This window comes from Polyangium sp. 6x1 (assembly GCF_029946515.1).
Taxonomy (GTDB): Bacteria; Myxococcota_A; Polyangia; order Polyangiales; family Polyangiaceae; genus Polyangium.
Window position 1 is genome coordinate 23,937 of the sequence record NZ_JARZHH010000076.1, and the last position, 22,691, is coordinate 46,627.

Annotated in this window: 19 protein-coding genes; 10 read left to right on the forward strand and 9 right to left on the reverse strand. The window is 69.0% G+C overall.

Annotated features, from left to right (window positions below):
* Positions 1–20: 20 nt before the first annotated feature.
* Together QHF85_RS41865 and QHF85_RS41870 are read right to left on the reverse strand one after the other, a co-directional pair.
* The gene (locus QHF85_RS41865) at positions 21–863 is read right to left on the reverse strand and encodes a hypothetical protein (RefSeq protein WP_281333058.1); all 843 of its coding nucleotides are present in this window, start codon (positions 861–863) and stop codon (positions 21–23) included.
* 257 nt (positions 864–1,120) lie between these two features.
* A complete protein-coding gene (locus tag QHF85_RS41870; protein WP_281333059.1) occupies positions 1,121–1,870 on the reverse strand; it encodes a YebC/PmpR family DNA-binding transcriptional regulator in 750 nt (249 codons plus the stop codon).
* Between the two features lie 272 nt (positions 1,871–2,142).
* Between QHF85_RS41870 and thrS the strand changes: the two genes are divergently transcribed.
* Genes thrS through QHF85_RS41890 form a run of 4 tightly spaced genes read left to right on the forward strand, consistent with a single transcriptional unit; the run spans position 2,143 to position 7,067 of the window.
* Positions 2,143–3,972 (forward strand): threonine--tRNA ligase, encoded by a 1,830-nt coding sequence (gene thrS / locus QHF85_RS41875; protein WP_281333060.1) that lies wholly within the window; start codon positions 2,143–2,145, stop codon positions 3,970–3,972.
* Between the two features lie 16 nt (positions 3,973–3,988).
* Complete coding sequence (locus tag QHF85_RS41880) at positions 3,989–5,335, forward strand: hypothetical protein (protein ID WP_281333061.1); 1,347 nt, start codon at positions 3,989–3,991, stop codon at positions 5,333–5,335.
* A complete protein-coding gene (locus QHF85_RS41885) occupies positions 5,332–6,696 on the forward strand; it encodes a hypothetical protein (RefSeq protein ID WP_281333062.1) in 1,365 nt (454 codons plus the stop codon). Before QHF85_RS41880 ends, QHF85_RS41885 begins: the two co-directional genes overlap by 4 nt.
* Positions 6,693–7,067: a zf-TFIIB domain-containing protein gene (locus tag QHF85_RS41890; protein ID WP_281333063.1), complete on the forward strand. Its 375-nt coding sequence runs from the start codon at positions 6,693–6,695 to the stop codon at positions 7,065–7,067. The genes QHF85_RS41885 and QHF85_RS41890 overlap by 4 nt, the downstream gene beginning before the upstream one ends.
* A gap of 7 nt (positions 7,068–7,074) precedes the next feature.
* Here QHF85_RS41890 and QHF85_RS41895 read toward each other — a convergent pair whose 3' ends face one another.
* Together QHF85_RS41895 and QHF85_RS41900 are read right to left on the reverse strand one after the other, a co-directional pair.
* Positions 7,075–7,683, reverse strand: a complete 609-nt coding sequence (locus QHF85_RS41895) for a hypothetical protein (protein WP_281333064.1) — start codon at positions 7,681–7,683, stop codon at positions 7,075–7,077.
* Between the two features lie 17 nt (positions 7,684–7,700).
* Positions 7,701–8,531, reverse strand: a complete 831-nt coding sequence (locus QHF85_RS41900) for a PPK2 family polyphosphate kinase (protein ID WP_281333065.1) — start codon at positions 8,529–8,531, stop codon at positions 7,701–7,703.
* Between the two features lie 109 nt (positions 8,532–8,640).
* Between QHF85_RS41900 and QHF85_RS41905 the strand changes: the two genes are divergently transcribed.
* Together QHF85_RS41905 and QHF85_RS41910 are read left to right on the forward strand one after the other, a co-directional pair.
* Positions 8,641–9,816 carry a hypothetical protein gene (locus QHF85_RS41905; RefSeq protein WP_281333066.1) on the forward strand — a complete coding sequence of 392 codons (1,176 nt, stop codon included), beginning with the start codon at positions 8,641–8,643 and terminating at the stop codon, positions 9,814–9,816.
* Between the two features lie 91 nt (positions 9,817–9,907).
* Positions 9,908–12,328, forward strand: coding sequence for an MXAN_6577-like cysteine-rich protein (locus tag QHF85_RS41910; protein WP_281333067.1), 2,421 nt, complete (start codon positions 9,908–9,910; stop codon positions 12,326–12,328).
* Positions 12,329–12,388: 60 nt separating this feature from the next.
* On the opposite strand, the gene QHF85_RS41915 is transcribed toward QHF85_RS41910, so the two are convergent.
* From QHF85_RS41915 to QHF85_RS41925, 3 genes are read right to left on the reverse strand one after another with little or no spacing between them, the layout of a single operon-like run.
* A complete protein-coding gene (locus tag QHF85_RS41915) occupies positions 12,389–15,655 on the reverse strand; it encodes a VIT domain-containing protein (protein WP_281333068.1) in 3,267 nt (1,088 codons plus the stop codon).
* Positions 15,656–15,697: 42 nt separating this feature from the next.
* Positions 15,698–16,081 (reverse strand): Hsp20/alpha crystallin family protein, encoded by a 384-nt coding sequence (locus tag QHF85_RS41920; RefSeq protein ID WP_281333069.1) that lies wholly within the window; start codon positions 16,079–16,081, stop codon positions 15,698–15,700.
* Between the two features lie 43 nt (positions 16,082–16,124).
* Positions 16,125–16,619: an Hsp20/alpha crystallin family protein gene (locus QHF85_RS41925; protein ID WP_281333070.1), complete on the reverse strand. Its 495-nt coding sequence runs from the start codon at positions 16,617–16,619 to the stop codon at positions 16,125–16,127.
* Positions 16,620–16,952: 333 nt separating this feature from the next.
* Between QHF85_RS41925 and QHF85_RS41930 the strand changes: the two genes are divergently transcribed.
* Positions 16,953–17,501: a YtfJ family protein gene (locus QHF85_RS41930; RefSeq protein ID WP_281333071.1), complete on the forward strand. Its 549-nt coding sequence runs from the start codon at positions 16,953–16,955 to the stop codon at positions 17,499–17,501.
* A 15-nt stretch (positions 17,502–17,516) separates the two neighbouring features.
* Here QHF85_RS41930 and QHF85_RS41935 read toward each other — a convergent pair whose 3' ends face one another.
* Positions 17,517–18,464, reverse strand: coding sequence for a MerR family transcriptional regulator (locus QHF85_RS41935; protein WP_281333072.1), 948 nt, complete (start codon positions 18,462–18,464; stop codon positions 17,517–17,519).
* An 89-nt stretch (positions 18,465–18,553) separates the two neighbouring features.
* Here QHF85_RS41935 and QHF85_RS41940 point away from each other — a divergent pair, with 89 nt between their 5' ends.
* The 3 genes from QHF85_RS41940 to QHF85_RS41950 are packed head-to-tail and all read left to right on the forward strand — an operon-like array spanning position 18,554 to position 21,850.
* Complete coding sequence (locus tag QHF85_RS41940; protein WP_281333073.1) at positions 18,554–20,053, forward strand: phytoene desaturase; 1,500 nt, start codon at positions 18,554–18,556, stop codon at positions 20,051–20,053.
* A gap of 7 nt (positions 20,054–20,060) precedes the next feature.
* Positions 20,061–21,047, forward strand: coding sequence for a phytoene/squalene synthase family protein (locus QHF85_RS41945; protein WP_281333074.1), 987 nt, complete (start codon positions 20,061–20,063; stop codon positions 21,045–21,047).
* Positions 21,044–21,850: a lysophospholipid acyltransferase family protein gene (locus QHF85_RS41950; protein ID WP_281333075.1), complete on the forward strand. Its 807-nt coding sequence runs from the start codon at positions 21,044–21,046 to the stop codon at positions 21,848–21,850. The genes QHF85_RS41945 and QHF85_RS41950 overlap by 4 nt, the downstream gene beginning before the upstream one ends.
* Here the strand turns inward: QHF85_RS41950 and QHF85_RS41955 are convergent.
* The gene (locus QHF85_RS41955) at positions 21,804–22,688 is read right to left on the reverse strand and encodes an STAS domain-containing protein (RefSeq protein WP_281333076.1); all 885 of its coding nucleotides are present in this window, start codon (positions 22,686–22,688) and stop codon (positions 21,804–21,806) included. The two genes, QHF85_RS41950 and QHF85_RS41955, sit on opposite strands and share 47 nt — an antisense overlap.
* Between the last annotated feature and the right edge of the window lie 3 nt (positions 22,689–22,691).

Consider the following 22,691-nt stretch of genomic DNA (forward strand, 5'->3'; position numbering starts at 1 on the left):
GGCTCGATCGAGCAGGCGGATCAGCCGTTCTTGCGATTGCGACGCCGCGCGACCGAGATGCCCATCGCGGCGACGCCGAGCGCGATGCCCGTCACGGCGAACGGCGACTCGGTTTGTCCCGGCGCGGCCGAGCAGCCGAGGCCGCTGGCTTCGCCCGAGCCCGCGCAATCCGCGCCGCCGAGCGTGATCGTGCACTCGCCTTGCGCCTGGGCCGAGACGTCGATGTTCAGACCCTGCTCGATGAGGGCGTTGATGCACGACTTCACGTCGGTGGCGAACACGTACTGGTCGTTGCAGAAGAGCGCGCCCGTGGGCTCGCGGCACTGGACCCTGCAGCCGCCTTCGAGCTTCGCGTAGCAGGCGAGGTCGCAATCCATGTTGATGTTCGCCGTGCACGCGCCCGTGCAGCACGTGTCGCAGTGCTCGGTGCAGCTGCTCGGCTGGACCTGGCACTGGCTGCGGCAACGGCTCGTGCAGCTCGCCTTCGCGTCGGTCACGCAATCGCGATCGGGGTGGTTCGTCTGGCAATCCGTGATGAACGGCTGCTCGCATTCGTCGTGGCAGCCCTGGATGCAATCGAGCTTCGTCGGGTCGCACTCCGCGATGCAGCTCACGCCGCAGTTATTGGTGCACGACGTCGACGCCGAGAGGTTGCAGCCGCCCTCGCAGCCGGCGGTGAACCGGAGCGACGTGCAGTCTGCTTCGCAGCCGCCCTCGACGCGGATCTCACAGCCGAGGCCGTTCTTGTTGAAATCGAATTTCCCGCATTCGGGAGGGGTGGTGATCGCGAACGCCTGCGAGGAGGCGAGGAGCAAAGCAGGGAACGCGAGGACCGAAAGCACGAGCTTGCCGAAGTTGGCCATGGGGTCTCCTTCCGATGCGAAGGCAGAGGGTATCGAGAACCGTTTGATCGAGGCCCACGCGATCACGCGGGCGACCCCGTAAGACGGCCCTTCCCCAGGCTCGTTGCAGAGCTCGTTCGAGTCCGAATGTTGCTCGATGAAAAAGGCGGCGAACGAAGGACGCGAGGGCGCGAGAGCGCTCTCGCCTCCAGGGGGTGAATCGGCCGGGCTTGGCCCGGACGAGAGGGGGACGCGAGGCGTCCCCCTCGGGACTCGACTCAGCCCGCGATGCGAGCGAGCTCTTCTTCGGAGACGTCGAAGTCGGCGTAGACGTTCTGCACGTCGTCGTGATCGTCGAGCGTGTCGAAGAGGTTCAAGCAGACCTCGGCGTCACGCCCCTCGACCTGCTTCTTGTTCTTCGGGATGTACGCCGGTCCGCTCGACTTCACCGCGATCTTCGCGTCCTCGAGCGCCTTCACGACGGGGTCGATGACGTCGACGCTGCACGTCACCTGCCACTCCTCGCCCTGGTCGGTGTAGTCGTCGGCGCCCGCGCCCACGGCGATCTCCATGAGCTGGTCCTCGGTCGCGGCGTCCTTCGCGAGCGTGAGGAGGCCCTTGCGATCGAAGGCCCACATCGCCGAGCCGCCCGAGCCCATCTGGCCGTTGTTCTTCTCGAACACCTTGCGGATCTCGGCGACGGTGCGGTTCTTGTTGTCCGTCATCACGTCGACGATGAAGAGCGTGCCGCCGGGGCCCGTGCCCTCGTAGACGATCTCCTCGTAGTTCACGCCCTCCATCTCGCCGGTGCCGCGCTGGATCGCCCGCTTGATGTTGTCGGCGGTCATCGCCTGGCCGCGCGCGTCGGCAACGGCCTTCCGCAAACGCGGGTTGCCGTCGACGTTGCCCCCGCCCATGCGCGCCGCGACGGTGATCTCTTTGATCAGCTTGGTGAAGATCTTGCCGCGCTTCGCGTCGAGCGCGCCCTTCTTCCGCTTGATCGTGGCCCATTTGGAGTGGCCGCTCATGCCTTCCCTGCTCCTCGAAAGTGTGCGCCCGGGGCGCACCGCGCCGTAAAGCGCGCGGAAGGTAGCGAGACGTCCTCCCGGAGGCAACCTCGGCCTGCGCTCCCCCGGGCGTTTTTCCGACCCGGAGGCGGCCAGCGCGGGCGGACCTCGCTTGCTTTCAGGGCCGCGGTGGCGCACGTTCTGCGGCCCAAACACGAGCTTTCTGCTGGCCGGGGCCTCGACCGAGAGGGCTCGGCCGGTGGACAGGCCGAGCCAACCGAGAGATCCGAGTCATGCCCGTCATCGAAGAAAAACCCCAGGACGAGAAGCTGTTTCGCATCCGCCACTCGCTCGCTCACGTCATGGCGCAGGCGGTCCAGACGCTCTACCCGGGGACGAAGCTCGGGTTCGGCCCGGCGATCGACGACGGTTTCTACTACGACTTCATCCTGCCGAAGACGGTGAGCGACACGGAGCTGCCCGCCATCGAGGCGAAGATGCGCGAGATCATCGCGGCGGCGCAGACGTTCTCGCACGAGGACCTGCCCCTCGACGCGGCCCTCGCGCGCATCGAAGGCCAGATGGGCGAGCCCTTCAAGGCCGAGTACGCGCGGGAGCTCGCGAGCAAGAAGGGCCACCGGGAAATTAGTTTCTATTCAAACGGTGGCTTCGTCGACATGTGCGAAGGTCCGCACGTCTCGTCCACGAGCGACATCCCGGCGGACGCGTTCAAGCTGCACGCGCTGGCGGGCGCGTACTGGCGCGGCGACGAGCGCAACGCGATGATGACGCGCATCTACGGCTACGCGTTCAACACGAAGGCGGAGCTCGACGAGTACGTCGCGGCCGTGGAGCAGGCCAAGCAGCGCGACCACCGCAAGCTCGGGCAGGAGCTTCGCATCTACGCGATCCGCGACGAGATCGGCAAGGGCCTGCCGCTCTGGCTGCCGAACGGCGCGGCGATCCGACACGAGCTCGAGAAGCTCGCGCACGAGATGGAGTTCCGCGCGGGCTACAAGAAGGTCGCGACGCCGCACATCACGAAGCGCGGCCTCTTCGAGACCTCGGGCCACATCCCGCTCTACGAGGACGGCATGTACCCGCCGATGGTCCTCGAAGAAGAGGGGCGCGGCGCGGGCGGGCCCGAGGAGTCGTACTACCTCAAGCCGATGAACTGCCCGCACCACCACATGGTGTTCGCGTCCGAGAGGCACTCGTACCGCGATCTGCCGCTGCGCTACACCGAGTACGGCTCGGTCTACCGCTTCGAGCGCGCGGGCGCGCTCCAGGGCCTCACCCGCGTGCGCGGCATGACGATGAACGACGCGCACATCTACGTGACGCCCGAGCAGCTCAAGGAGGAGTTCCAGGCCGTCATGAAGCTCCACGAGCGGTACTACTCGCTGTTCGGATTGACGAACTACTTCATGCGCCTGTCGCTCTGGGATCCGGCGGATCCGAAGCGCGGCGCGAAGTACGTCGACGATCCGGAGAACTGGGCGCTGTCGGAGCGGCTCGTGACGGAAGCGCTCGAGGAGATGGGCGCGAACTACAAGCTCTCGCCCGGCGAGGCCGCGTTCTACGGGCCGAAGGTGGACTTCCAGTTCATCACCGTGACGGGCCGCGAGTTCACGCTCTCCACGAACCAGCTCGATTTCGCGGTCCCGCCGCGGTTCGGGCTCGCGTACACGGACAAGGACGGCAAGGAGAAGACGCCGTACTGCATCCACCGCGCGCCGATGGGCACGCACGAGCGCTTCATCGCGTTCCTCATCGAGCACTTCGGCGGCGCGTTCCCGACGTGGCTCGCGCCGGTGCAGGTCGTGGTCATCCCCGTGAGCGACAAGTTCCTCGCGTACGGCAAGAAGATCGAGGCGCTGCTCCGCGAGGACCTCGTGCGCGTGGAGCTCGACACGAGCTCGGCCACGATGGGCAAGAAGATCCAGGAGGGCGCGACGCGCAAGATCCCGATCCTGCTCGTCGTCGGCGGAAAGGAAGAGACGGAGCAGACGGTGACCGTGCGCAGGTACGGCATCAAGGAGCAGAAGGCGATGCCGCTCGCGAGCTTCGTCGAGATGCTGTCGCAGGAGATCAAGGAGCGGCGCCACGTGAAGTCGTGGTAATTTCCGGGGGGACTCGATGATCCCCCCGGCGCGCCTCGCTTCGTTCGGTAGAGAGGCGCAAGCGCTCGCGCTCCTGATCTTCGCGCCCCTTTCGGGATGCGTCCTCCTCACCGACGTCGACGAACGTCGGATCCCCAAAGACACCACCTCGTCCGCGTCGTCCTCGTCCTCCAGCGCGTCCTCGTCCTCCGCGTCCACCGGCGCGGGGGGCGAAGGCGGGCAAGGCGGCGCTGGCGGCGCGCCTTCGTGCGTGAGCGATGGCGATTGTCCGGGGCTCGCCTCCGCGTGTGGCGAGCCGCGGTGCTTCGAGGACGGCCGCTGCGGCTTCGACAACCAGCCGATCGGCGCGCCCTGCGACGAGGGCGGGGCCGCGTGCGACGGCAAGGGTCATTGCGTGGAGTGCACGGCCGGCGCGCACTGCGCGAGCGGGAAATGCGGGCCGGATCGGACCTGCCTCCCGCCGACGTGCAGCGACGCGATCGAGAACGGCGACGAGACGGACGTCGATTGCGGCGGGTCATGCGTCGCGAAGTGCGGGCCGGGCTCGGGCTGCGGCGTGGACGACGATTGCGTCGGCGGATTCTGCGAAGCGGGCACGTGCGCGCCGACGTGCAAGGACGGCGCTCGGAATGGCGAGGAGACGGGCGCGGATTGCGGCGGGCCCACGTGTCCCGCGTGCCCGCTCGGCGTGGCCTGCGAGATCGACGCGGATTGTGTCTCGGGCTTCTGCGAGGCCTCCGTCTGCGCGGCGATCCCGACCTGCTCGGACGGCGCGAAGAACGGCGGCGAGACGGACGTCGATTGCGGCGGGCCGGACTGCGTGAAATGCGGCGTGGGCGGGACGTGCGGGGGCGCGGTCGATTGCGTGACCGCGTCGTGCGTGGACGGGGTGTGCGCGGGGCCGACCTGCTCGGACGGCATGAAGAACGGGGACGAGGCCGGAATCGATTGCGGCGCGGTTTGTCCGACCGGATGCGCGCCGGGCGCGCCTTGCGTGAACGGGATCGATTGCGCGAGCAAGATCTGCGAGGGCCCGGCGGGCAGCGCCGTCTGCGCCGCGCCCTCCTGCTTCGACGGCGAGATGAACGGCGACGAGACGGCCTACGACTGCGGCGGCTCGTGCGACGTGAAATGCCCGCCGTTCTACCCGTGCCTCGTCCACGCCGATTGCAAGGGCGGCCTGTGTGATCCCGAAAAGCTCACGTGCACGCCGACGTGCACCGACGGCTACCAGAACGGCGGCGAGACGGACCCGGATTGCGGCGGCCCGTGCGCGAAAAAATGCCCCGAGGGCGGCCATTGTCTCACGAGCCTCGATTGCGTCCCCGACTTTTACTGCTTCCAGGGGCATTGCTTGCCATGAGGCGCCTCGGAGGCCTCGCCGCCCTCGTCGCGCTCGCCCTGCCTTCGGGCCCGGCGCTCGCGAATGGTCGATTTCCGTCGGCCGGGCACGTCGAGGTCGATCCGATGGATCCTTCGCACGTGGTCTTGCGGGCGACGTACGGGCTCGTCGTGAGCACGGACGGGGGCGCGCGCTTTTCGTGGGTATGCGAGGAGGCGATGTCGTTCGCGGGGATCTGGGACCCGCCGATCGGCATCACCGCGGGCGGCGCGCTGCTCGTGGGTTTGCCCGACGGGCTCTCGGTCTCGACGCCCGACGGTTGTGGCTTTTCGCGGGCCGTCGCGCTCGAAGGAAAGCTCGTCGTCGACCTCGCGGTGGACAGGAAAAACCCGGCCCGCGCCGTGGTGCTCACGTCCTCGCCGCTCGGCGCGGGCTTCGATACGCGGCTCTTCTGGACCGAGGACGGCGGGGCGTCGTTCACGGACGCCGAGGCGGTTTTTCCGGACAACCTGCGCGGACTGACGGTCGATGTCACGCCGGATCCGGCCATCGTGTACGTGAGCGGCGTGCTCGGCGGATCGATGCCGATGGGCGTCGTGCTGCGCTCCACGGACGGCGGGAAAACGCACGAGATCACGCCGGTGCCGGGGAGCGACGATACGCATGGACCTTTCATCGGCGCGGTGGATCCGGCGGACGCGCTCCGGGTGTACGTGCGGCTCGACGGCGCTCCGGGGAGGCTGCTTCATTCGGCGGACGGCGCAAAGACGTGGGAGGAGCTCTTCGTCGGGGAAGGATCGCTGCTCGGGTTTTCCCTTTCGCCCGACGGCAGCGCGCTCGTCGTGGGCGGCGAAAAGGACGGCATCTGGCGCTCGCCGGCGCCGGCGTGGGCGTTCGAGCAGGTCTCGCGATTGCACGCGCGGTGCCTGCGCTGGGCGGAGGCGGGCGTGTATGCGTGCACCGAGGAGGCGCTCGACGGCTTCTCGGTGGGTTTGTCCGTGACCGCGGGCTCGACGTTCGGCGTGGCCTCGCGCCTCGCCGATCTCTGCGGGCCGCTCCCCTGCCCCGCGGGCAGCGCGACGCGCGTGTCCTGCGAGCCGCGCTGGCCGATGTTGCAGGCGACGTTGAATACGGTGTCCTGTGACGGCGCAGGCGGCGCAGGCGGCGCAGGCGGCGGTGGACCGGAGGACGCCGGCGTGCCGCCCGGGAATGTCCCGGGGAAGGAGCCGCCGGGCGATTGCGCGTGTGGCCTCGCGCGCGGGGTCACGGGCGGCGACGCGGGCGCTTTTTGGGCGGCCCTCGCCGCGGCTGGATTCATCGGGGCGCGTCGCGCGCGCCGAAGAGGATTTCGCTCGTACGAGCCGAGAGGAAAGCGAACGTGAACTGTCCCAAGTGCAAAGCAGCGATGGAGATCGTGGTGTTCGAGGACATCGAGGTCGATCGCTGCACGGCCTGCAAGGGCCTCTGGTTCGACAGCCGCGAGAACGAGCGGCTGAAATCGAAGCGAGGCTCCGAGGTCATCGATTCGGGCGATCCGAAGACCGGGCGGAGAAACAACACGATCCCGTACGTGCGCTGTCCACGCGACGGCAATCCGCTCATACGGATGGTCGACCCGGCGCAGCCGCACCTCTGGTACGAGACGTGCTCGACGTGCGGTGGCGCGTATTTCGACGCGGGCGAGTTCCGCGATTACAAGAACTTGACGGTGCTCGATTTCATCAAGGATCTGTTCGCGAAGCCGCGGGCCTAGGCCGGGGTCAAACGCGGAACGTGTCGCAGGCTTCGTCCGGAAAAACGCATCCGTAAGGCGGACAGTTCATTCCTCCACTGGGGGTGGGGATGCAGCGGCGTTCGCGTCGCCAACCGTCGGTCGGTTCGTCGAAGGGAGGAGGCGGCGGGGGCGGCGGCGGCTTGCGAACGACGGTTCGACCCGCATCCGCGACGCCGGCATCCGCGGGCGCGACGTCGACGCGTTGCGGGAGCTCGGGCAAGGGAGGCGGGTCGCTCGGCGGGGCCCCGACGAGGAAGGGGCTCGGAGGCGGCGGGGCCTCGCGCACGCGGTCCTCCGGCCGCGGCGGGGGCGGCGGCGGCTCGGGCGGGGCGAGGGGCGCGGCGCTCGCCGTGGTATTGTCGGCGGATTCGGGCTCGACCGCCGACGATTCTTCGGTTTTGCATGCCGCGCCCGCGAGGGACAGGGCGACCGCCGCACCGAGCGCATACCGCTGCGCGCGCGATATTTCCGGAGAGACGCGGGGCGCGGGTGATGGCTCCGCGGCGGCGGAGAGCGCGAGGCCGCAGAACGGACACGCGGGCTCGGACGAAAAGACGTGCCGCTTGCAAGCCGCGCAGAGGATCATCGTTCGCATGGCGAGGCGCCTCGGGGTCAGGATTTGCGGGACCGATACGCGTCGAGCTCGGCCTTGCGCTGCTTACCGACTGCGTCGAGCTTGTCCTGCCAGACCTTTTTGTAGGGCCGGAGCGTCTGCACGAGCTCGCGGGCGATGACGAGATTGCGGTACCATTTCGCGTCCGCGGGCACGATCGTCCACGGGGCGCGCTTCGTCGCGGTGCGCGAGATGGCGTCCTCGTAGGCCTCGGTGTACTCGCCCCATTTCTCGCGCTCCTTCCAGTCGCCGGGGTTCAGCTTCCAGGCGGTGCGCGGGTCCTGTTCGCGCTCGACGAGGCGCTTTTTCTGCTCGTCCTTGCTGATGTGGAGGAAGAACTTGAGCACGATCGTCCCGTGCTCGCAGAGCAGCTCCTCGAAATCGCGGATGTGGCCGAATCGCTCGCCCCAGATCTCGCGCGGGACGAGGTCGTGGACGCGCACGACGAGCACGTCCTCGTAATGCGAGCGGTTGAAGATCGCGAACTCGCCCTTGCGCGGCGTGTGGCGGTGGATGCGCCAGAGGAAATCGTGCTCGCGCTCCTCCTCGGTGGGCACGCCGAACGAGGTCACGTTCACGCCGCGCGGGTTGAGCAGGCCCACCACGTGCTTGATCGCGCCGTCCTTGCCCGCGGTGTCGCGGCCCTGGAGGACCACGAGCACCGAATGCGTGCGCGCGCCCCAGAGGAGATCTTGCAGCTCGAACAGCTCCTCGCCGAGCTCCCCGAGCTCCCGCGCCGCCTCCTCGCGCAAAAGCCCGCTGGGCGGCGATTCGCTGATCGCGCCGAGATTCACCTTCTCCCCGCTCTTGTCGAACGTGACGACGCCCACGCGCTCTCTCCTTTCAAGGCCCTCGGGCCACGGGGCCCGCCCCCGCGAACCGAGCAAACGCAAAGATCCGCCGCACGTCAAGGCCCATTCGTGTATCGTCGGAGCCCGCATGGTCAGCGTGAGCGGGACGGATCCGGCGGCGCCCGTGGAGACGAAAGCGCCGCTGCTCGAACGGCTCGGGGTGCTTTATTTCCGCCGGCTCTCGGCGTCGTTGCCACGCGTCGCCGCGGCCGACGCCGTGAGCGTGCTGAACGCCGAGGAGCGCCGGCACCTCTCGGTCGTGGTGCGCGGCGCCGTGATCCGCGCGAGCGTCGCAGGCGCGGTGAGCGCGGCGCTCGCGGCAGGCGCGGAGGTGCTCGCGGAGCGGTTGTACGGGGCCGAGCAAGCGACCTTCGATGCGGCGGCGCGATACTGGGCGCTCGTCGGCGGCGTGACGATCGTCGCGGCCGTGGCGGAGATCCTGTTTCTTTATTGGGATTCGCTCCGCGCCGTGCACCAGCTCTCCCGCGCCGCGGGGCTCGATCCGTTCGCGACCGGGGCGAGCGGCGACGGCGCGGCCGTGGCGACGGCGCTCGCGCGCGCGGCGCTCGAATTGCCGAACCCGACGGAGCGCGTGTTCGGGGTCGATCCGCGGCGCGAGGCGTCGAAGCTCAAATTGGCGATCGCGTCGCTGCTCTACAAGGTGAAGGTGAGCGTCACGAATTTCGCGGCGAAGGTGCTCGTCCGTCGCCTCGCCGGTCGCGCGCTCGTGCGCACGTGGCTGCCATTCGTCGCGGTGCCCGGCACGGCCGCGTGGAACGGGATCGTTTGCTGGATCGTGCTACGCGAGGCGAAGATCCGCGTGATGGGCCCCTCGGCCGCGCGCGAGCTCGTGAGCGCGATCTTCGATCAGGGAATCACGCCCTCGGCCGAGGGGCGCGTCGCGCTCGTGCGCGCGGTGGCGAGCGCGATCGTGCGCACGGAGGACCTGCACCCGAATCTTCACGCAGTGCTCGTCGAGATATTGCGACGCGTGGACGATCCGCTGCCGGAGGGCATCGACGATTCGCGGGTGTTCCTCGACGTCCTTTCGCGCCTGCCGCCCGCGGAGCAACGAATGGCGCTGCAGGTCCTGCTCTCGGCGGCGATCATCGACGGGCGCTTCACGAGCGCCGAGAAGCGTCTGCTCCGCGAGGCGCAAGCCGCGTGCGGGAGGGCACCGGACGTGAAGCCGGCCGAGCGGCTGCGGCGCGCGTTCGTGGCCGGCGCCGGATCGCTCGACGAGCTGATTCGCACGCTCCTCTGATCGGTCACGCGAGCGTCATCGATTCCGTGTTAAATGGAAGCGCCCCGCGCTCTCCGCGAGGGGAGCTCTTCATTTGCCAGGAGGCCAAGCGATGCTTTCCGTCGATCGACGACGCAGGCCGGGATGGCCGGCTCTTCTTTTTTCCTTGCTCCTCGTCCTCTGGACGGCGGCGTGCGGCGATGATCCAGCCCCGCCGCCCGCTTGCGCGGGGGGGACGACGTCCTGCAACGGCGTCTGCGTGGATGTCGCCGCAGACGCGCAGAACTGCGGCGCGTGTGGAACCACGTGCAGCGCGGACGAGGCGTGCTCGGACGGCGCGTGTGTCCTCGACTGCGTGTCCGGACAAACGGCGTGTGGAGGCACCTGCGTCGATACCTCGAAGGACCTCGGGAACTGCGGGGCCTGCGGCAATGCCTGCGCCACGGGCGAGGTCTGCTCGAACGGTACGTGCGCCGTCTCCTGCCAGGCGAGCCTCTCCGAATGCGGCGGCACCTGTGTCGATACCTCGAAGGATCTGGAGAATTGCGGGGCCTGCGGCAATCCGTGTGCCGCCGGCGAGGTCTGCTCGAACGGCACGTGCGCGCTCTCCTGCCAGGCGAGCCTGTCGGATTGCGGCGGCACCTGTGTCAATCCGCAAACGGACGTCGCGAACTGCGGCGGGTGTGGGCTCGCCTGTGCTCCGGGCGAGGTTTGCTCGAATGGCATGTGCGCGCTCTCGTGTCAGGTGGATCTGACCGATTGCGGCGGCGTCTGCGTCAACCTGCAAACGGACCTCGGAAACTGCGGCGGGTGTGGGCTCGCCTGTGATCCGGGCGAGGTCTGCTCGAATGGCGCGTGCGCCCTCTCCTGCCAGGCCGAGCTCGTGGCGTGTGATGGCCTCTGCGTGGACACGGCGACGAACCCGGCGCATTGCGGGGCGTGCGGCACGACGTGCAAGTTCGACGAGGTCTGCTCGAACGGGACGTGCGAGAGCACGACGCCGGTCGATCTGCAATTCCTCAGCGTCTCGGACTGGCACGGGCAGCTCGATCCGCTCGTCGTGAACAGCGTCGAGATCGGCGGCGCCTCGGTGCTCGCGGCCTATTTCCAGAAGGAGCGCGCGCAAAACCCGAACACGCTCGTCTTCACCGCGGGCGACGGCATCGGCGCGAGCCCTCCGCTCGCCTCGTACTTCAACGAGGAGCCGGCCATCAAGGCGATGAGCCTGATGGGCGTCGACGCGTACACGTTCGGCAACCACGACTTCGATCGCGGCGTCACGCACCTGCAATCGATGATCGACCTCGCGACGTTCGAGTTCGTCACGTCGAACCTCGCGAACCTCGACGGAAACCTCGCGGGCGTGATGACGCCGTATCACATGGTCGAGGTGGGCGGGCTGAAGGTGGCGATCATCGGCATCACGAGCCCCGATGCGCCCGCGAGCACGGTGCCCGGGAGCTTCGGGACGATCACGATCCAGGATCCCATCACGTCGGCGATGGCGGCGCGGAGCGCTGCGGAGGCCGCGGGCGCGAAGGTGTTCGTGGTGATCGCGCACCTCGGCGCCTCGCTGTGCGATCAAGCGACCGGGGTTTGTCAGGGACCGCTCATCGATTTCGCGAAGGGCGTGAACGGGTTCGACGTGATCCTCGGGGATCACACGGACATCCAGGTCAATACGGTGATCAATGGCGCGCGCGTGGTGGAGAACCGCAGCAAGGGTCTCACGTACGCGCGGGTCGCGCTCACGGTGGTGCCGTGGAACGGGTTCGTGGCGAAGAGCTCGGCGACGATCCTTTCGCCGGTGAAGAGCGGGGTGACGCCCGATGCCGCCGTCGAGGCGATGCTCCAGCCCTACCGCGCGCAGCTCGCGGCCGAGCTCGATGCGGTCATCGGCGTGGCCACGGACGTCTTCCCGCGCGGAGGGACCGTGGAGCGGCTCGTCGAGGTGGCGATCGGGAACATCACGTCCGACGCGATCCGCGTGAAATACGGTACGCAGCTCGCGTTTTGCAATGGTGGCGGCCTGCGCGCCGCGCTTCCGTCGACGTACGCCCCGGCCAATACGATGCTGCGGCGCCTGTCGGCCGGATATGCGTCGGGCCCGCCGTACGACATCGTGCGCGGCGACGCGCTCGCCGTGCTGCCTTTCGGCAACGTGGCCATCACGCGCACGGTGACGGGCGCGCAACTCTGGCAGGCGATGGAGAATGGAATCAGCGCGCTCCCGGCGGCCGCGGGGCGATTCCCGCAAATCTCGGGCTTCGGGTTCACCTACAGCACGAGCGCGGCGGTGGGGTCGCGAATCCAAGAGATCCACCTCGCGGATGGAACGCCCATCTTGAAGGACCAGACGAGCTACACGCTCGCGACGAGTGATTTCATCAACTCGGGCGGCGACGGCTACACGGTGCTCGTCGACGGGCAAGGGACGTCGCGCGAAGTGATGGCCGACGTGCTCATCGAGCACATTCAGAACCTCGGCACCATCACGCCGGTGGTCGAGAACCGGATCGTCGCCGTGCCCTGACGATCGATCTCCCGGGCGCGAGGCGCGGTTTTCCCTGCGCCTCGCGCCGATGCGGGAAACTCAGCGCGGCGCCGAGAGCTTGCCGGTGACGACGCCGAGATCCACGAAAGCGCGGTCGGTCATGACCACGAAGGGCCGCTCTTCGAGGCGGATCTCACCATTTCCATCGTGCTCGACGATCTGGAGCTTGCCCATGCCGTAACCCATCGGGCCCTTCGAGTAATAATGGGCCTGCAGGCGATACGGGTAGGCCGCAGCCCGGCCGTCGATGGCAAAGCACTCCGGGCCATACCCCGTGGTGACGTCGGCGAAGAGCTCGCCGCCCGAGCGGAGCCTTCGGTGGCTGTAATACGCGTGCCCGCGGCGGCCGTCGCGGATGTGGAAATCGACGTCGTTCGCGTCCGTTTCCCACGTGAGGACGAACCGGAGCGAGGGACGCTTGGCGAGGGGGACGCCGAGGTCGCGCAGGGTCTTCTCCACCTCGGCGCGGCGCTCGGGTTTGGCACGGATGAACGCAGCGGCGAGGATGCCGACGTCGTCGGCGAGGACGCGGCGCACGCCGGCGAAACGGCCGTCCGGAAAACGACGCGCGAACGCCGCGGTGATGACCTGGAACGCCTCGGCGTGTTTTCCGGCGCGGGCGAGCGCATACGCGAGGAGGCGGTGGCCGGAGGGATGATCGGGGCGCGACGCGACGGCTTTTTCGTAGGTGTCGACGACGAGGAAGGAGACGCCGTCGGCGCGAGGGCCAATTCGTTCGAGTCGCGCACCGGCAAACCTCCGGAGGTCGGCGCGGGACGGGAAGAGGTCGATGATCGAGCCGTAGGCACGCGCGGCTTGATGCAAATCGCCGAGCCCCTCGAAGGACTCGCCGAGCGCGACGAGCGCGAGCGCGTCGCCCGGCTCGGCCTCGCGCCACGCGGAGGCCATGGACAGCGCTTCGGCGTGTTTCTTCGCCTGGATGAGATTCATGACCTCGGCGAATTTGCCCTCGTAGGGCAGGACGCCGGCGTCGCTCATATCCTCCTCGTCGTCCTCGAATTCGATCGGCGGCCGGGGCGGCGGCCTGCGGGGAGGCCGAGGTCGCCAGGAGGTGCTCGGCGCGTCGTCGAAGGGATTCAGAATCGATTCGGCCGCGGTGCGGGGGCGAGGCGCGCCCGCGGCCGCAGCCGGAGCGGGCTTCGCGGCCGCGCGGGGCGTGCTCGCGGAGGAGGCCGCGGGGCGCGAGGACGGCTCGGCCTCGACAGGCTCGGGTTTCGCCTCCTGTGCGAGCTCCTCGCGCGAGAGCCTCTCCGATTGCGGAGGCGGCGGCGGCCCCGCCGCGTCGGCCGCCGGCGCCGCCGCGGCCTGCGCGCCCGGGGCGCCGGAATCCTTCTTTTGCCCCGCCTTGGTCTCGGTCTCGGCCCCGCTCTTTTCGTCGGCCGCCTTCTTGGGTTTGTCCGGGGAGGCGGCGATGGCCACGGGGCCGCCTTTGCGGCTCTGCAGCTCGACGCCCGCGCGACCGACCACGAGGATGTCCGCGAGCGCGGTCCGGTCGATGCCAAAACGAGCGTAATCGTTCTCGGTCTCCAGGACGAGCAGCGCCGTGAGGTCGGAGAGCACCCGGAAGCGCGTCGAGAGCGAGACGATCTCGCGTCCGATCGCCGCGCGCCGGCCCTCGTCCGGGGCGGCCTCCATTTCACGGGAGAGGCGCTCGATCTTCGCCCGCGTCGCCGCGCGTTCGAGCAGCGGGCGCTCGGCGAGCTCCGTCTCGACCTTCGTCCGCGCCGTGCCGGAAGGACCTCGCACCTCGACCTCGAACGGCGCGCTCGGCGGGATCTCCGCATACACGAGCGCCTCGTCGCCGGGCTGCACGGCGTCGAGTTTTTCCGGGTACACCCATTTCGCGCCGGGGACCCGCACCTCGAGGCCCGAGACGGTGGCGCGGCCGAGGCGATCGGCGAGCGTGCGCGGGCTCTCCGCCGCGTCGAGGACCACGCCGTCCTGCGGGAACGTGCCCGTCGTGAGCCTGCGGAGCAGCGCTTCATCGCGAATGCCGCCGGCCACGATGGCGTCGAGCCTGCGAATGCCCGCGTCCCGCAATTGCCGGAGCTCGGCCGAGATCTCGCCCGGCGTCGTGGGCCCGGCCGTGGGAATGCCATCCGTGAGGAGCAAGGCGCGGGTGAAGCGGCCGCCCTGCTTCTTCGCATACCCGGCCGCGCTCTCCAGCGCGAGCCCGAGGTCCGAGGCGCCGAGCGCCTTTCTCTGCAGAATGGCCTCGATCTCCTTGCGACCAAACCCCTTCCTGGGGCCCATGTACACGGGCTCGAGCCCTTGATCGAAGCAAGCGACGGCGATCGGCATGTCGCTGCCCGGCGCGTCCGGCAGCGCCGCCAGGAGCGCCGCGAGCCGCTCGGCCTGCGTCGCGAGGTCGAGCGCGCGCGAGGCGCTCGTATCGAGCAGGACGAGCAGGTCCCGGACCGGCTCGGGGCGATCCTCGGCGATGGGCGTGACCCGCGCGACCGCGAGCTCCTCGTGCCGCAGGCCGACGGCCGACGCGCCGCCCGCGCCGAGCGGGAGCACGAAATCACGGTCCGGGGCAAAATTGGCCTGCTGGAAGGAGTGAACGCGGCGGACGGGCTCGCCCTTGTCCCCGCGGCGGCGCTCGATGACGCGCATGTCGAATTTGCCCATGCGGGGCAGGCCGCGGAGATACGCACGATAAGGAGCGGCGCGCGAGGCGAGCGTCTGCGAATACGAGACGATGATCTCCTTCTCGCCCGAGGCCGGAATGGGGAAGACGCGGGCCTGAAAGCGGTTGCCAGCCTGCTTTTCGAGCAGCGCCGGGTCGGCCCTGCGGTGGAGGAAATCCTCGTACGCGACGCGCGCCGCCTGGAGCTCGACGACCTCGCCCTCCTTCCAGCCGTCCGCGTTTTTCATGGAAAACCGGCTGATGGTGGCCCCGGGCGGCAAGACGAGCTCGAAGCGGCCCTCAATGGTGCGAGGCTCGGGGTTCTTGAAGGTGAAATGCAGCTCGGTGAAGGCGAGCGGATCCTCGACGGCCGCCGCGACTTCGAGCGAGCTGATGACGAGGCCGACGCCGTCGGGCGAGGTGAGCGAGACAGGCGCGCCGCGAAGATCGCCCCCCGCGACCTCGAGGGCCTGCGTCGGTTGCTCTTCCCAGCGCACGGGGACGATCGGCAAGTCGCTCGCGGCGGACCCTTTCGCGTCGCCCGCGCCTCCGAATTCCGCGGACTGCGGGCCCGTGACGATCGTCGGTCCCGGGCCGCAGCTCGCGAGGGCCTGAGCGAGGACGAGGAGGGCGAAGCGGGAAAGGCGGCGGCGCATACGATCGAGACTACGCCCACCGCCAGGCCGTGGGAATGGTGATCAGCTCGGCTTGACCGCAATTTGCCGAGGCTTCTGGGCCGACACCTTGGGCAGGCGGACCTTGAGGACGCCGTGGGCCACCTCGGCGGTGATCCCGTCGGCCACGATGCCCTGCGGGACCAGGAAGGTCCGCGAAAAATTCCCCGTCCTGCCCTCGACGGCGAGGGCGTTGCCCTCCGGCGCGCTCGCTCGCTTGCCCGCGATCGTGAGCTCGTTCTTGTCGAGGCGAACCGCGATGTCGTCGGGGCCGACGCCCGGCAGGTCGGCGACGATCAAGAGCTCGGTCTTGTTCTCGAAGATATCGACCGCGGGCGCCACGCCGCGCCGCGTCTCCTGCGCCTCGGCCTGATTCTCCCGCTCGTCACGGCTGATCTGCGCGTTCATGGCTGCTCTCTCCTTCACATTTCAGCGTCGATTTCGATTGATTTCACGAACCCGATTTCACGGCGATCCGCCGGGGCTGCGCCTCGGGCGACTTCGCGAGCGTGAGCGTGAGGACGCCGTCTTTCAGCGCCGCGCTCGCCTTCTCCGCGTCGACCTTGCAAGGCAGGGCGACGCTGCGCGAGAACTTCACCGGGGCGCGCTCCCGCTTGTGAATCGCATACCCTTCCGGCACGTCGGCCTTCCGCTCGCCCGAGAGCGTGAGCACGTCCTGATCGATCTCCAGCTTGATGTCCGATTCCTTCATTCCGGGAACATCGGCCGCGATGACCAGCGCGTCGCCCTTGTCGTAGACCGTGAGGCGCGGCCACGTGGCGACGGTGCGCGACGCGTGACCAGCCTCGAACGGCTCGAAGAAGAAGGTCGACCGCGGCCAGGCGCCCCCGCGGGAATCGTATTCGTCGAACAGCCGGTCCATTCTCCGGCGAAGCTCATCCATGGTGGCAAAGGTCCTGTTCACGTCGCCGAATCGCATCAACATGGTCGCCTCCGTATGCCCTCGCGGGGCAAAGCTCCGCCCCCACGGGCCCCGAGGCGCGCCAGCAGCGGCAAACCATGCCTCTGCCGCGGACACGCTCCCGGTGGCCGTCTCGTGCACGCGTCCCCAAGGGCGGAGAACCGGTCTCGATTCTCTCCCGCCACTCGGGTCCGAACGCGATGCAATCTCTACATGGGTCGGCCGCTGTCAAGAGCCGGTGCTCGTACCCGCGGAGGATGACCGTACGGATACGAAACAAAGCTTGACTTCCCGATCGAACCTTGTACAAAGGGTGGACGGCTTCGATGTAACGCCTGCGATGCGGAGGAATCGGCGATGCGTTCCAGGGGAAAAGCTTCGAAGGTCATCTCGGCGATCGTCCTCGGGGCCGCGCTCGTGCCCGGCGTCTCCCTCGCCCTGCCCAAAGAAGGCGCCGAAGCGCCGAATGCGCGGGTGGAGGACGCCGACGGGCGCGCGCTGCAGATGAGCTCGCTCAAGGGCAAGCCGATCCTCATCATGTACGAGGACAAGGACTCCGCGGCGCAGAACCAGCCGCTCAAGGACGACCTCGCGAAGCTCGGTCAGGGCGACAAGTACAAGCAGAAAGTCGCGATCGCCGCGATCGCGGACGTGAGCAGCTACGACTTCTGGCCCGCGAAAGGCTTCGTGAAGGACGCGATTCGCGAGGAGTCGAAAAAGCAGAAGACCACGATTTATTGCGACTGGGACGGCTCGTTCCGGAAGGCCTACGGCATTCGCAAGGGCGCGAGCAACGTGATCCTCGTCGGCAAGGACGGGCGCGTGCTGTTCGCCGGCTCGGGCGCGCTCGGCACAGGCGACCGGAAGAAGCTCATCGAGCTGCTCGGCGCCCAGGTCGAAGGCTGACGCGAAGCCCCCCTTTCAATCCTTGCTCGCCCGCGACGGACGACGGCGCTTCTGCGCCGCCACGACACGCTCGATCGTCTGCCGCGCGGCCGCGAGGTCACGACCGACGCAAATGCCGCCCCGCTCCTCGATCAACGCGCGCATGCCCTCCGATCCGTCGCCCCCGATGACCCACGCGGCCCCGCGGCAAGCGTCGGCATACGCGTCGACGAGCTCACGCGCGCGGGACGCTGGCGGGGGGATGGTGACGCTGAGGCCGATGAGGTCGGGCGCGAGCGAGTCGACGACGCGCGTGATGGCCGGCGGCGGCGTGCGCGCGCCGAGCATGAGCGTGCGGAAGCCCCACGAGGCGAAGCGCAAGCCGACGCCATAAAGGCCGAGGACGTGGTCCTCGTCGGCGAAACAAGCGAGGGCAATGCGGCGCGTGGCGTCCGCCGGCTGCGCGAGGCGCAAGAGGTGGATGAGGGTGCCGCCGAGCACGTTGGAGGCGAGGTGCTCCTGCGCGACGGTGATCGCGCCCGCATGCCAGAGGTCGCCGATCTCGCGGAGCGCAGGGCCGATCGTTCGTTCGAAGATCGTGACGGCAGGGCCGAGGGTGAGGGTCTTCGCGACTTCTTCCTCGAGCGCGTCGGGGTCGAAGCGGCGCGTGGCCTCGACGATCCGATCCCGCGCGGCCACGAAAGGATCGGTCTCCGGGGGCGCAGCGCCGGGCGGAGGCGCCGTGGGCAGCGCGCCCGTCGCGGGCTCGCTGAGCAGGAGGCGCGCGGATTCGGCCGGCGCCATGCCCGCCTTCACGAGGTCGCGCATCTTGACGATGAGCGCGACGTCCTCCTCGCTGTAGAGCCGATAGGCGGAGGGCGTGCGCGACGGCGCAGGGACGCCGTAACGGCGCTCCCACGCGCGCAGCGTCGCAGAGCTCACGCCTGTCAGTTCCGAGACGGTGCGGATTCGGTAGAGGCTCAACGGATCGCTCTCCACGGTGGCCCCGACCGAGGGTCGAAACCACCAAGAGAAACCTTTATCAAACTTGATACAGACCTTATACTCTCTACATGCAAGGTTCAACCCCCAAGCCTCACGCGGTCGTCATCGGCAGCGGTTTTGGTGGTCTGGCTGCGGCGGTTCGGCTGGGCGCGCGCGGCTACCGGGTGACGGTGCTGGAGAAGCTCGATGCCCCGGGCGGACGAGCCTATGTCCACCGCATCGAGGGCTTCACGTTCGACGCGGGGCCGACGGTCATCACGGCGCCCTTCCTGCTCGAAGAGCTGTGGACGCTGGCGGGTCGGCGCATGAGCGACGACATCGACATGCGACCGGTCACGCCCTTCTATCGTATCCGGTTCCATGACGGAGCCGTGTTCGATTACACGGGGGACGCCGCGGCGATGCGCAAGGAGGTCGCCAAGCTCGCGCCGGGGGACGTGGAGGGCTACGAGCGGTTCCTCCGGACGAGCGAGGAGATCTTCCGCGTGGGCTTCGAGGAGCTCGCGCACGTGCCGTTCGGCTCGTGGTGGGACATGGCGAGGATCGTCCCCGACATGATGAAGCTCGAGAGCTATCGCTCGGTCTACAACCTCGTCGCCAAGCACGTGAAGGACGACCGGCTGCGGCAGGTGATGAGCTTCCACCCGCTGCTCGTCGGGGGAAACCCGTTCTCGACGACCTCGATCTACACGCTGATCGCGTTCCTCGAGCGCAAGTGGGGCGTGCATTTCCCGATGGGAGGCACGGGCGCGCTCGTGAAGGGGCTCGTGCGCCTCATCGAAGGTCAGGGCGGCGAGGTCCGCTGCGGCGCGGAGGTCAAACGGATCCTGCTCGCCGGGCGGAGGGCGCGCGGCGTGGAGCTCCAGAGCGGCGAGAAGATCGAGGCGGACGTGGTGGTGTCGAACGCGGATTCGGCCTGGACCTATCGGCACCTCGTCGACGACAACGTCCGCAAGCGCTGGACGAACGAACGTTTGGAGAAGCAACGATATTCGATGGGGCTCTTCGTCTGGTACTTTGGGACCAAACGAACCTACGAGGACGTCGCTCACCACACGATATGCCTGGGGCCGCGCTACGAGGGGCTGCTCGACGACATCTTCCAGAGGCACGTGCTGGCGGACGATTTCAGCCTCTATCTGCACCGGCCGACGGCGACGGATCCGTCCCTCGCGCCCGCGGGCTGCGACACGTTCTACGTGCTGTCGCCCGTGCCGAACCTGGCGAGCGGGACGAACTGGGAGAAGGAAGCAGAGCCCTATCGGAAGAGGATCGAGCGCTACCTCGCCTCGACGCTGATGCCCGGGCTCGACAAGGAGATCGTGGCGTCGCGGGTGACGCACCCGCAGGAGTTCCAGGATCGGCTGCTCTCGTTCCGCGGCGCGGCGTTCGGGATGGAGCCGGTGCTGACGCAGAGCGCGTTCTTCCGCCCGCACAACGAGAGCGAGGACGTGGAGCGGCTCTACATCGTGGGCGCAGGGACCCATCCAGGCGCGGGTTTGCCCGGCGTGCTCTCCTCGGCGCGGGTGCTCGACAGGGTGGTGCCCGATGCATCCGCGCTCCATTGAGCCCGCGATGACCCTCGGCGCGCCGCTCCTCCCCACGTCGGCCGAGCGCGCGGCTTCGGCCGACGACGTCGCCGCGTGCCGGGAGCTTTTGCGCAAAGGCTCGAAGAGCTTCCACGCCGCGTCGCTGCTCCTGCCGAAGCGGGTGCGCGTGCCCATGCTGCCGATCTACGCGTTCTGCCGCGTGGCCGACGACGTGGTCGATCAAGCGAGCGAGCCCGGCGCGGTGGAGGCGCTGCAAGCGCGGCTCGCCGCGGCGTACGAGGGCAGGCCACACGACTCGCCGGTCGACCGGGCGTTCTCGGACGTGGCGCGCGCGCACAACCTGCCGCGCGCGGTGATGGAAGGGCTCATCGAGGGGTTCGCCTGGGACGCCGAGGGGCGGCGGTACGAGACGCTGTCGGATCTGCACGCGTACTGCGCGCGCGTGGCCTCGACGGTCGGCGTGATCATGAGCGTGCTCATGGGCGTCCGGGACCCGAAGGCGCTCGCGCGCGCGTGTGACCTCGGCGTCGCCATGCAGCTCACGAACATCGCGCGCGACGTGGGCGAGGACGCGAGAAACGGGCGCGTGTACCTGCCGCTCGCGTGGCTCGAAGAGGCCGAGATCGACGTGGCGAAATGGTTGGTCCGGCCGGTGTTCACGCGCGCGCTCGGCGACGTGGTGGAGCGGCTGCTGCGGCACGCGTCGATGCTCTACGCCCGCGCGGACCTCGGGATCGCGATGCTGCCGCGCGACTGCTCTGCCTCGATCCGCGCGGCGAGCCTGATCTACGCGGACATCGGGCGCGTGATCGAGCGCGCGGGCTTCGACTCGGTGACGAGCCGCGCCTACGTGCCGCTAAGGCGCAAGGTGTGGCTGATGCTGCGCGCGCTCGCCGCGACCACGCCGAGGGCGCCGCTGTCGCTCGTCGCCGGCGATGCCGAGGCCGATCCGCCGGCGCTGCCCGAGGTGCAGTTCCTCGTCGACGCGTGCGCGCGCTCGAGCCTGCGATGATCCCTGCGCGCAAGGTGTCCTGGTTCAACGCCTGGTTCTCGGGCCACGCGCGCTCGCGGATCCACGCGACGTTCGGCGAGGTGCGCGCGCAGGGGCTCGATCGGGCGCGGGCGCTCGCGAAGGAGGCGCCGCTGCTCGTCGTCTCGAACCACACGTCGTGGTGGGATCCGCTCGTCGCGCTGCACGTCTCGACGCACCTGCTCGGCGCGGACGGCCACGCGATGATGGACGCGAAAAACCTCAGGCGCCTGCCGTTCTTCGCGCTCGTCGGCGCGTTCGGCGTGGACCTCGACAAACCCACGGACGGCGCGGTCGTGATGCGCTACGCGGCGCGGCTGCTCGACACGCCGGGCAAGCTCGTGTGGGTGTATCCGCAAGGGCAGGAGCGGCCGGTCACGGAGAGGCCGCTCGGGTTCCGGCCTGGATCGGCGGAGATCGCGCGGGTCGCGCGCATGGCGCGCACGGTGCCGGTGGGGCTGCGGTACGAGTTCGGCGGAGCGGAACGTCCGACGTTGTGGCTCTCGTTCGGCGAGCCCGTGCCGGCCGAGCGGGACACGACGAAGGGCCGCGCGGCGCAAGAAGAGGCCGTGGAGGCGGAGCTCGTTCGGATCGAGCGCGCGCTCTCGGGCGAGGGCGCGGAGCGCTTCGAGGTGGTCTTCCGTGCGGCTCGCTCGCGCGTGGGCGGCGCGCTCGAAGCGATGCTCGCCGCGATGACGCGCCCGTTCGTGATGCGGGCCCCTGCGGCCGCGCCGCCGCTCAGCGCGGGGGGCGCGCGTTCGAAGGTGACCTCATCGCCGCCTTGATCGCCTCGCGCAGGTTGCTCCGCACGGTCGTCTTCGTGAGGTCGGCGCCGAGCGCGACGAGCGTCTGCGCCACGGCGGGCCTCACGCCCGTGATGATGCTTTGAGCCCCAAGTAGCGTCGTGGCGCGGATGATGCGCAGGAGGTGATCGGCCGTCGCGTCGTCGACGGCCTCGACGCCGGTGAGGTCGAGGATGACCTGCGTGGCGCCGAGCGAGACGACGGTCTGGAGAAGCCGCTCGGTGATGTCCGCGGCGCGCGCCTCGTCGAGCTGACCGACGACGGGGAGCGCGAGCACGCCGTCCCAGACCTGGATGATCGGCGCGGACATCGAGTGGATCGTCGAGCGCTGCTGCTCGATGATCGCGAGCTTCTCCTGCAGCTCGAGCTCGCGCCGCTTCTTGTCGTCGATGTCCTGGAAGGCGCCGAAGATCCGCACGACCTCGCCGTCTTCCATCTGCGCCTGGCCCGCCGCGCGCACCCAGAGCCTGCGCTTGTGGTAGGTGAGCAGCTCGAGCTCGAGGTCGAACGGCTCACCCGCCCCCACGCACCGCTCGACGGCCTTCGAGATCGTGGGCACCCACTCGGGCGCGTAGAAGTCGATCGCGGTCGCGAGCTCCGGCGTGAAGCCGGGCGGCGTCTCGTGGATGCGGTAGGTCTCCTCGGTCCAGAAGAGCTGGTTCGAGCGGCAATCGAGCTCCCAGCCGCCGACCTTCGCGAGCGCCTGCGTCTGCTGCAGGAGGATGACGGTGCGCCGGATCGTGTCGTCGCTCAAGGTGCTCGGGTCGACGTCACGACCGACGGAGTCCTCGCGGCGCGCAGGTTGGACAGGCTGGTTCATGGG

What these genes read in the sequence shown, in the direction of transcription:
- thrS (WP_281333060.1), top strand. Translation starts at nt 2,143, where the DNA reads ATGCCCGTCATCGAAGAAAAACCCCAGGACGAGAAGCTGTTTCGCATC.
- QHF85_RS41925 (WP_281333070.1), bottom strand. Translation starts at nt 16,619, where the DNA reads ATGTTGATGCGATTCGGCGACGTGAACAGGACCTTTGCCACCATGGAT.
- QHF85_RS41955 (WP_281333076.1), bottom strand. Translation starts at nt 22,688, where the DNA reads ATGAACCAGCCTGTCCAACCTGCGCGCCGCGAGGACTCCGTCGGTCGT.
- QHF85_RS41880 (WP_281333061.1), top strand. Translation starts at nt 3,989, where the DNA reads ATGATCCCCCCGGCGCGCCTCGCTTCGTTCGGTAGAGAGGCGCAAGCG.
- QHF85_RS41895 (WP_281333064.1), bottom strand. Translation starts at nt 7,683, where the DNA reads ATGCGAACGATGATCCTCTGCGCGGCTTGCAAGCGGCACGTCTTTTCG.
- QHF85_RS41910 (WP_281333067.1), top strand. Translation starts at nt 9,908, where the DNA reads ATGCTTTCCGTCGATCGACGACGCAGGCCGGGATGGCCGGCTCTTCTT.
- QHF85_RS41945 (WP_281333074.1), top strand. Translation starts at nt 20,061, where the DNA reads ATGACCCTCGGCGCGCCGCTCCTCCCCACGTCGGCCGAGCGCGCGGCT.
- QHF85_RS41950 (WP_281333075.1), top strand. Translation starts at nt 21,044, where the DNA reads ATGATCCCTGCGCGCAAGGTGTCCTGGTTCAACGCCTGGTTCTCGGGC.
- QHF85_RS41940 (WP_281333073.1), top strand. Translation starts at nt 18,554, where the DNA reads ATGCAAGGTTCAACCCCCAAGCCTCACGCGGTCGTCATCGGCAGCGGT.
- QHF85_RS41915 (WP_281333068.1), bottom strand. Translation starts at nt 15,655, where the DNA reads ATGCGCCGCCGCCTTTCCCGCTTCGCCCTCCTCGTCCTCGCTCAGGCC.
- QHF85_RS41920 (WP_281333069.1), bottom strand. Translation starts at nt 16,081, where the DNA reads ATGAACGCGCAGATCAGCCGTGACGAGCGGGAGAATCAGGCCGAGGCG.
- QHF85_RS41870 (WP_281333059.1), bottom strand. Translation starts at nt 1,870, where the DNA reads ATGAGCGGCCACTCCAAATGGGCCACGATCAAGCGGAAGAAGGGCGCG.
- QHF85_RS41885 (WP_281333062.1), top strand. Translation starts at nt 5,332, where the DNA reads ATGAGGCGCCTCGGAGGCCTCGCCGCCCTCGTCGCGCTCGCCCTGCCT.
- QHF85_RS41930 (WP_281333071.1), top strand. Translation starts at nt 16,953, where the DNA reads ATGCGTTCCAGGGGAAAAGCTTCGAAGGTCATCTCGGCGATCGTCCTC.
- QHF85_RS41865 (WP_281333058.1), bottom strand. Translation starts at nt 863, where the DNA reads ATGGCCAACTTCGGCAAGCTCGTGCTTTCGGTCCTCGCGTTCCCTGCT.
- QHF85_RS41905 (WP_281333066.1), top strand. Translation starts at nt 8,641, where the DNA reads ATGGTCAGCGTGAGCGGGACGGATCCGGCGGCGCCCGTGGAGACGAAA.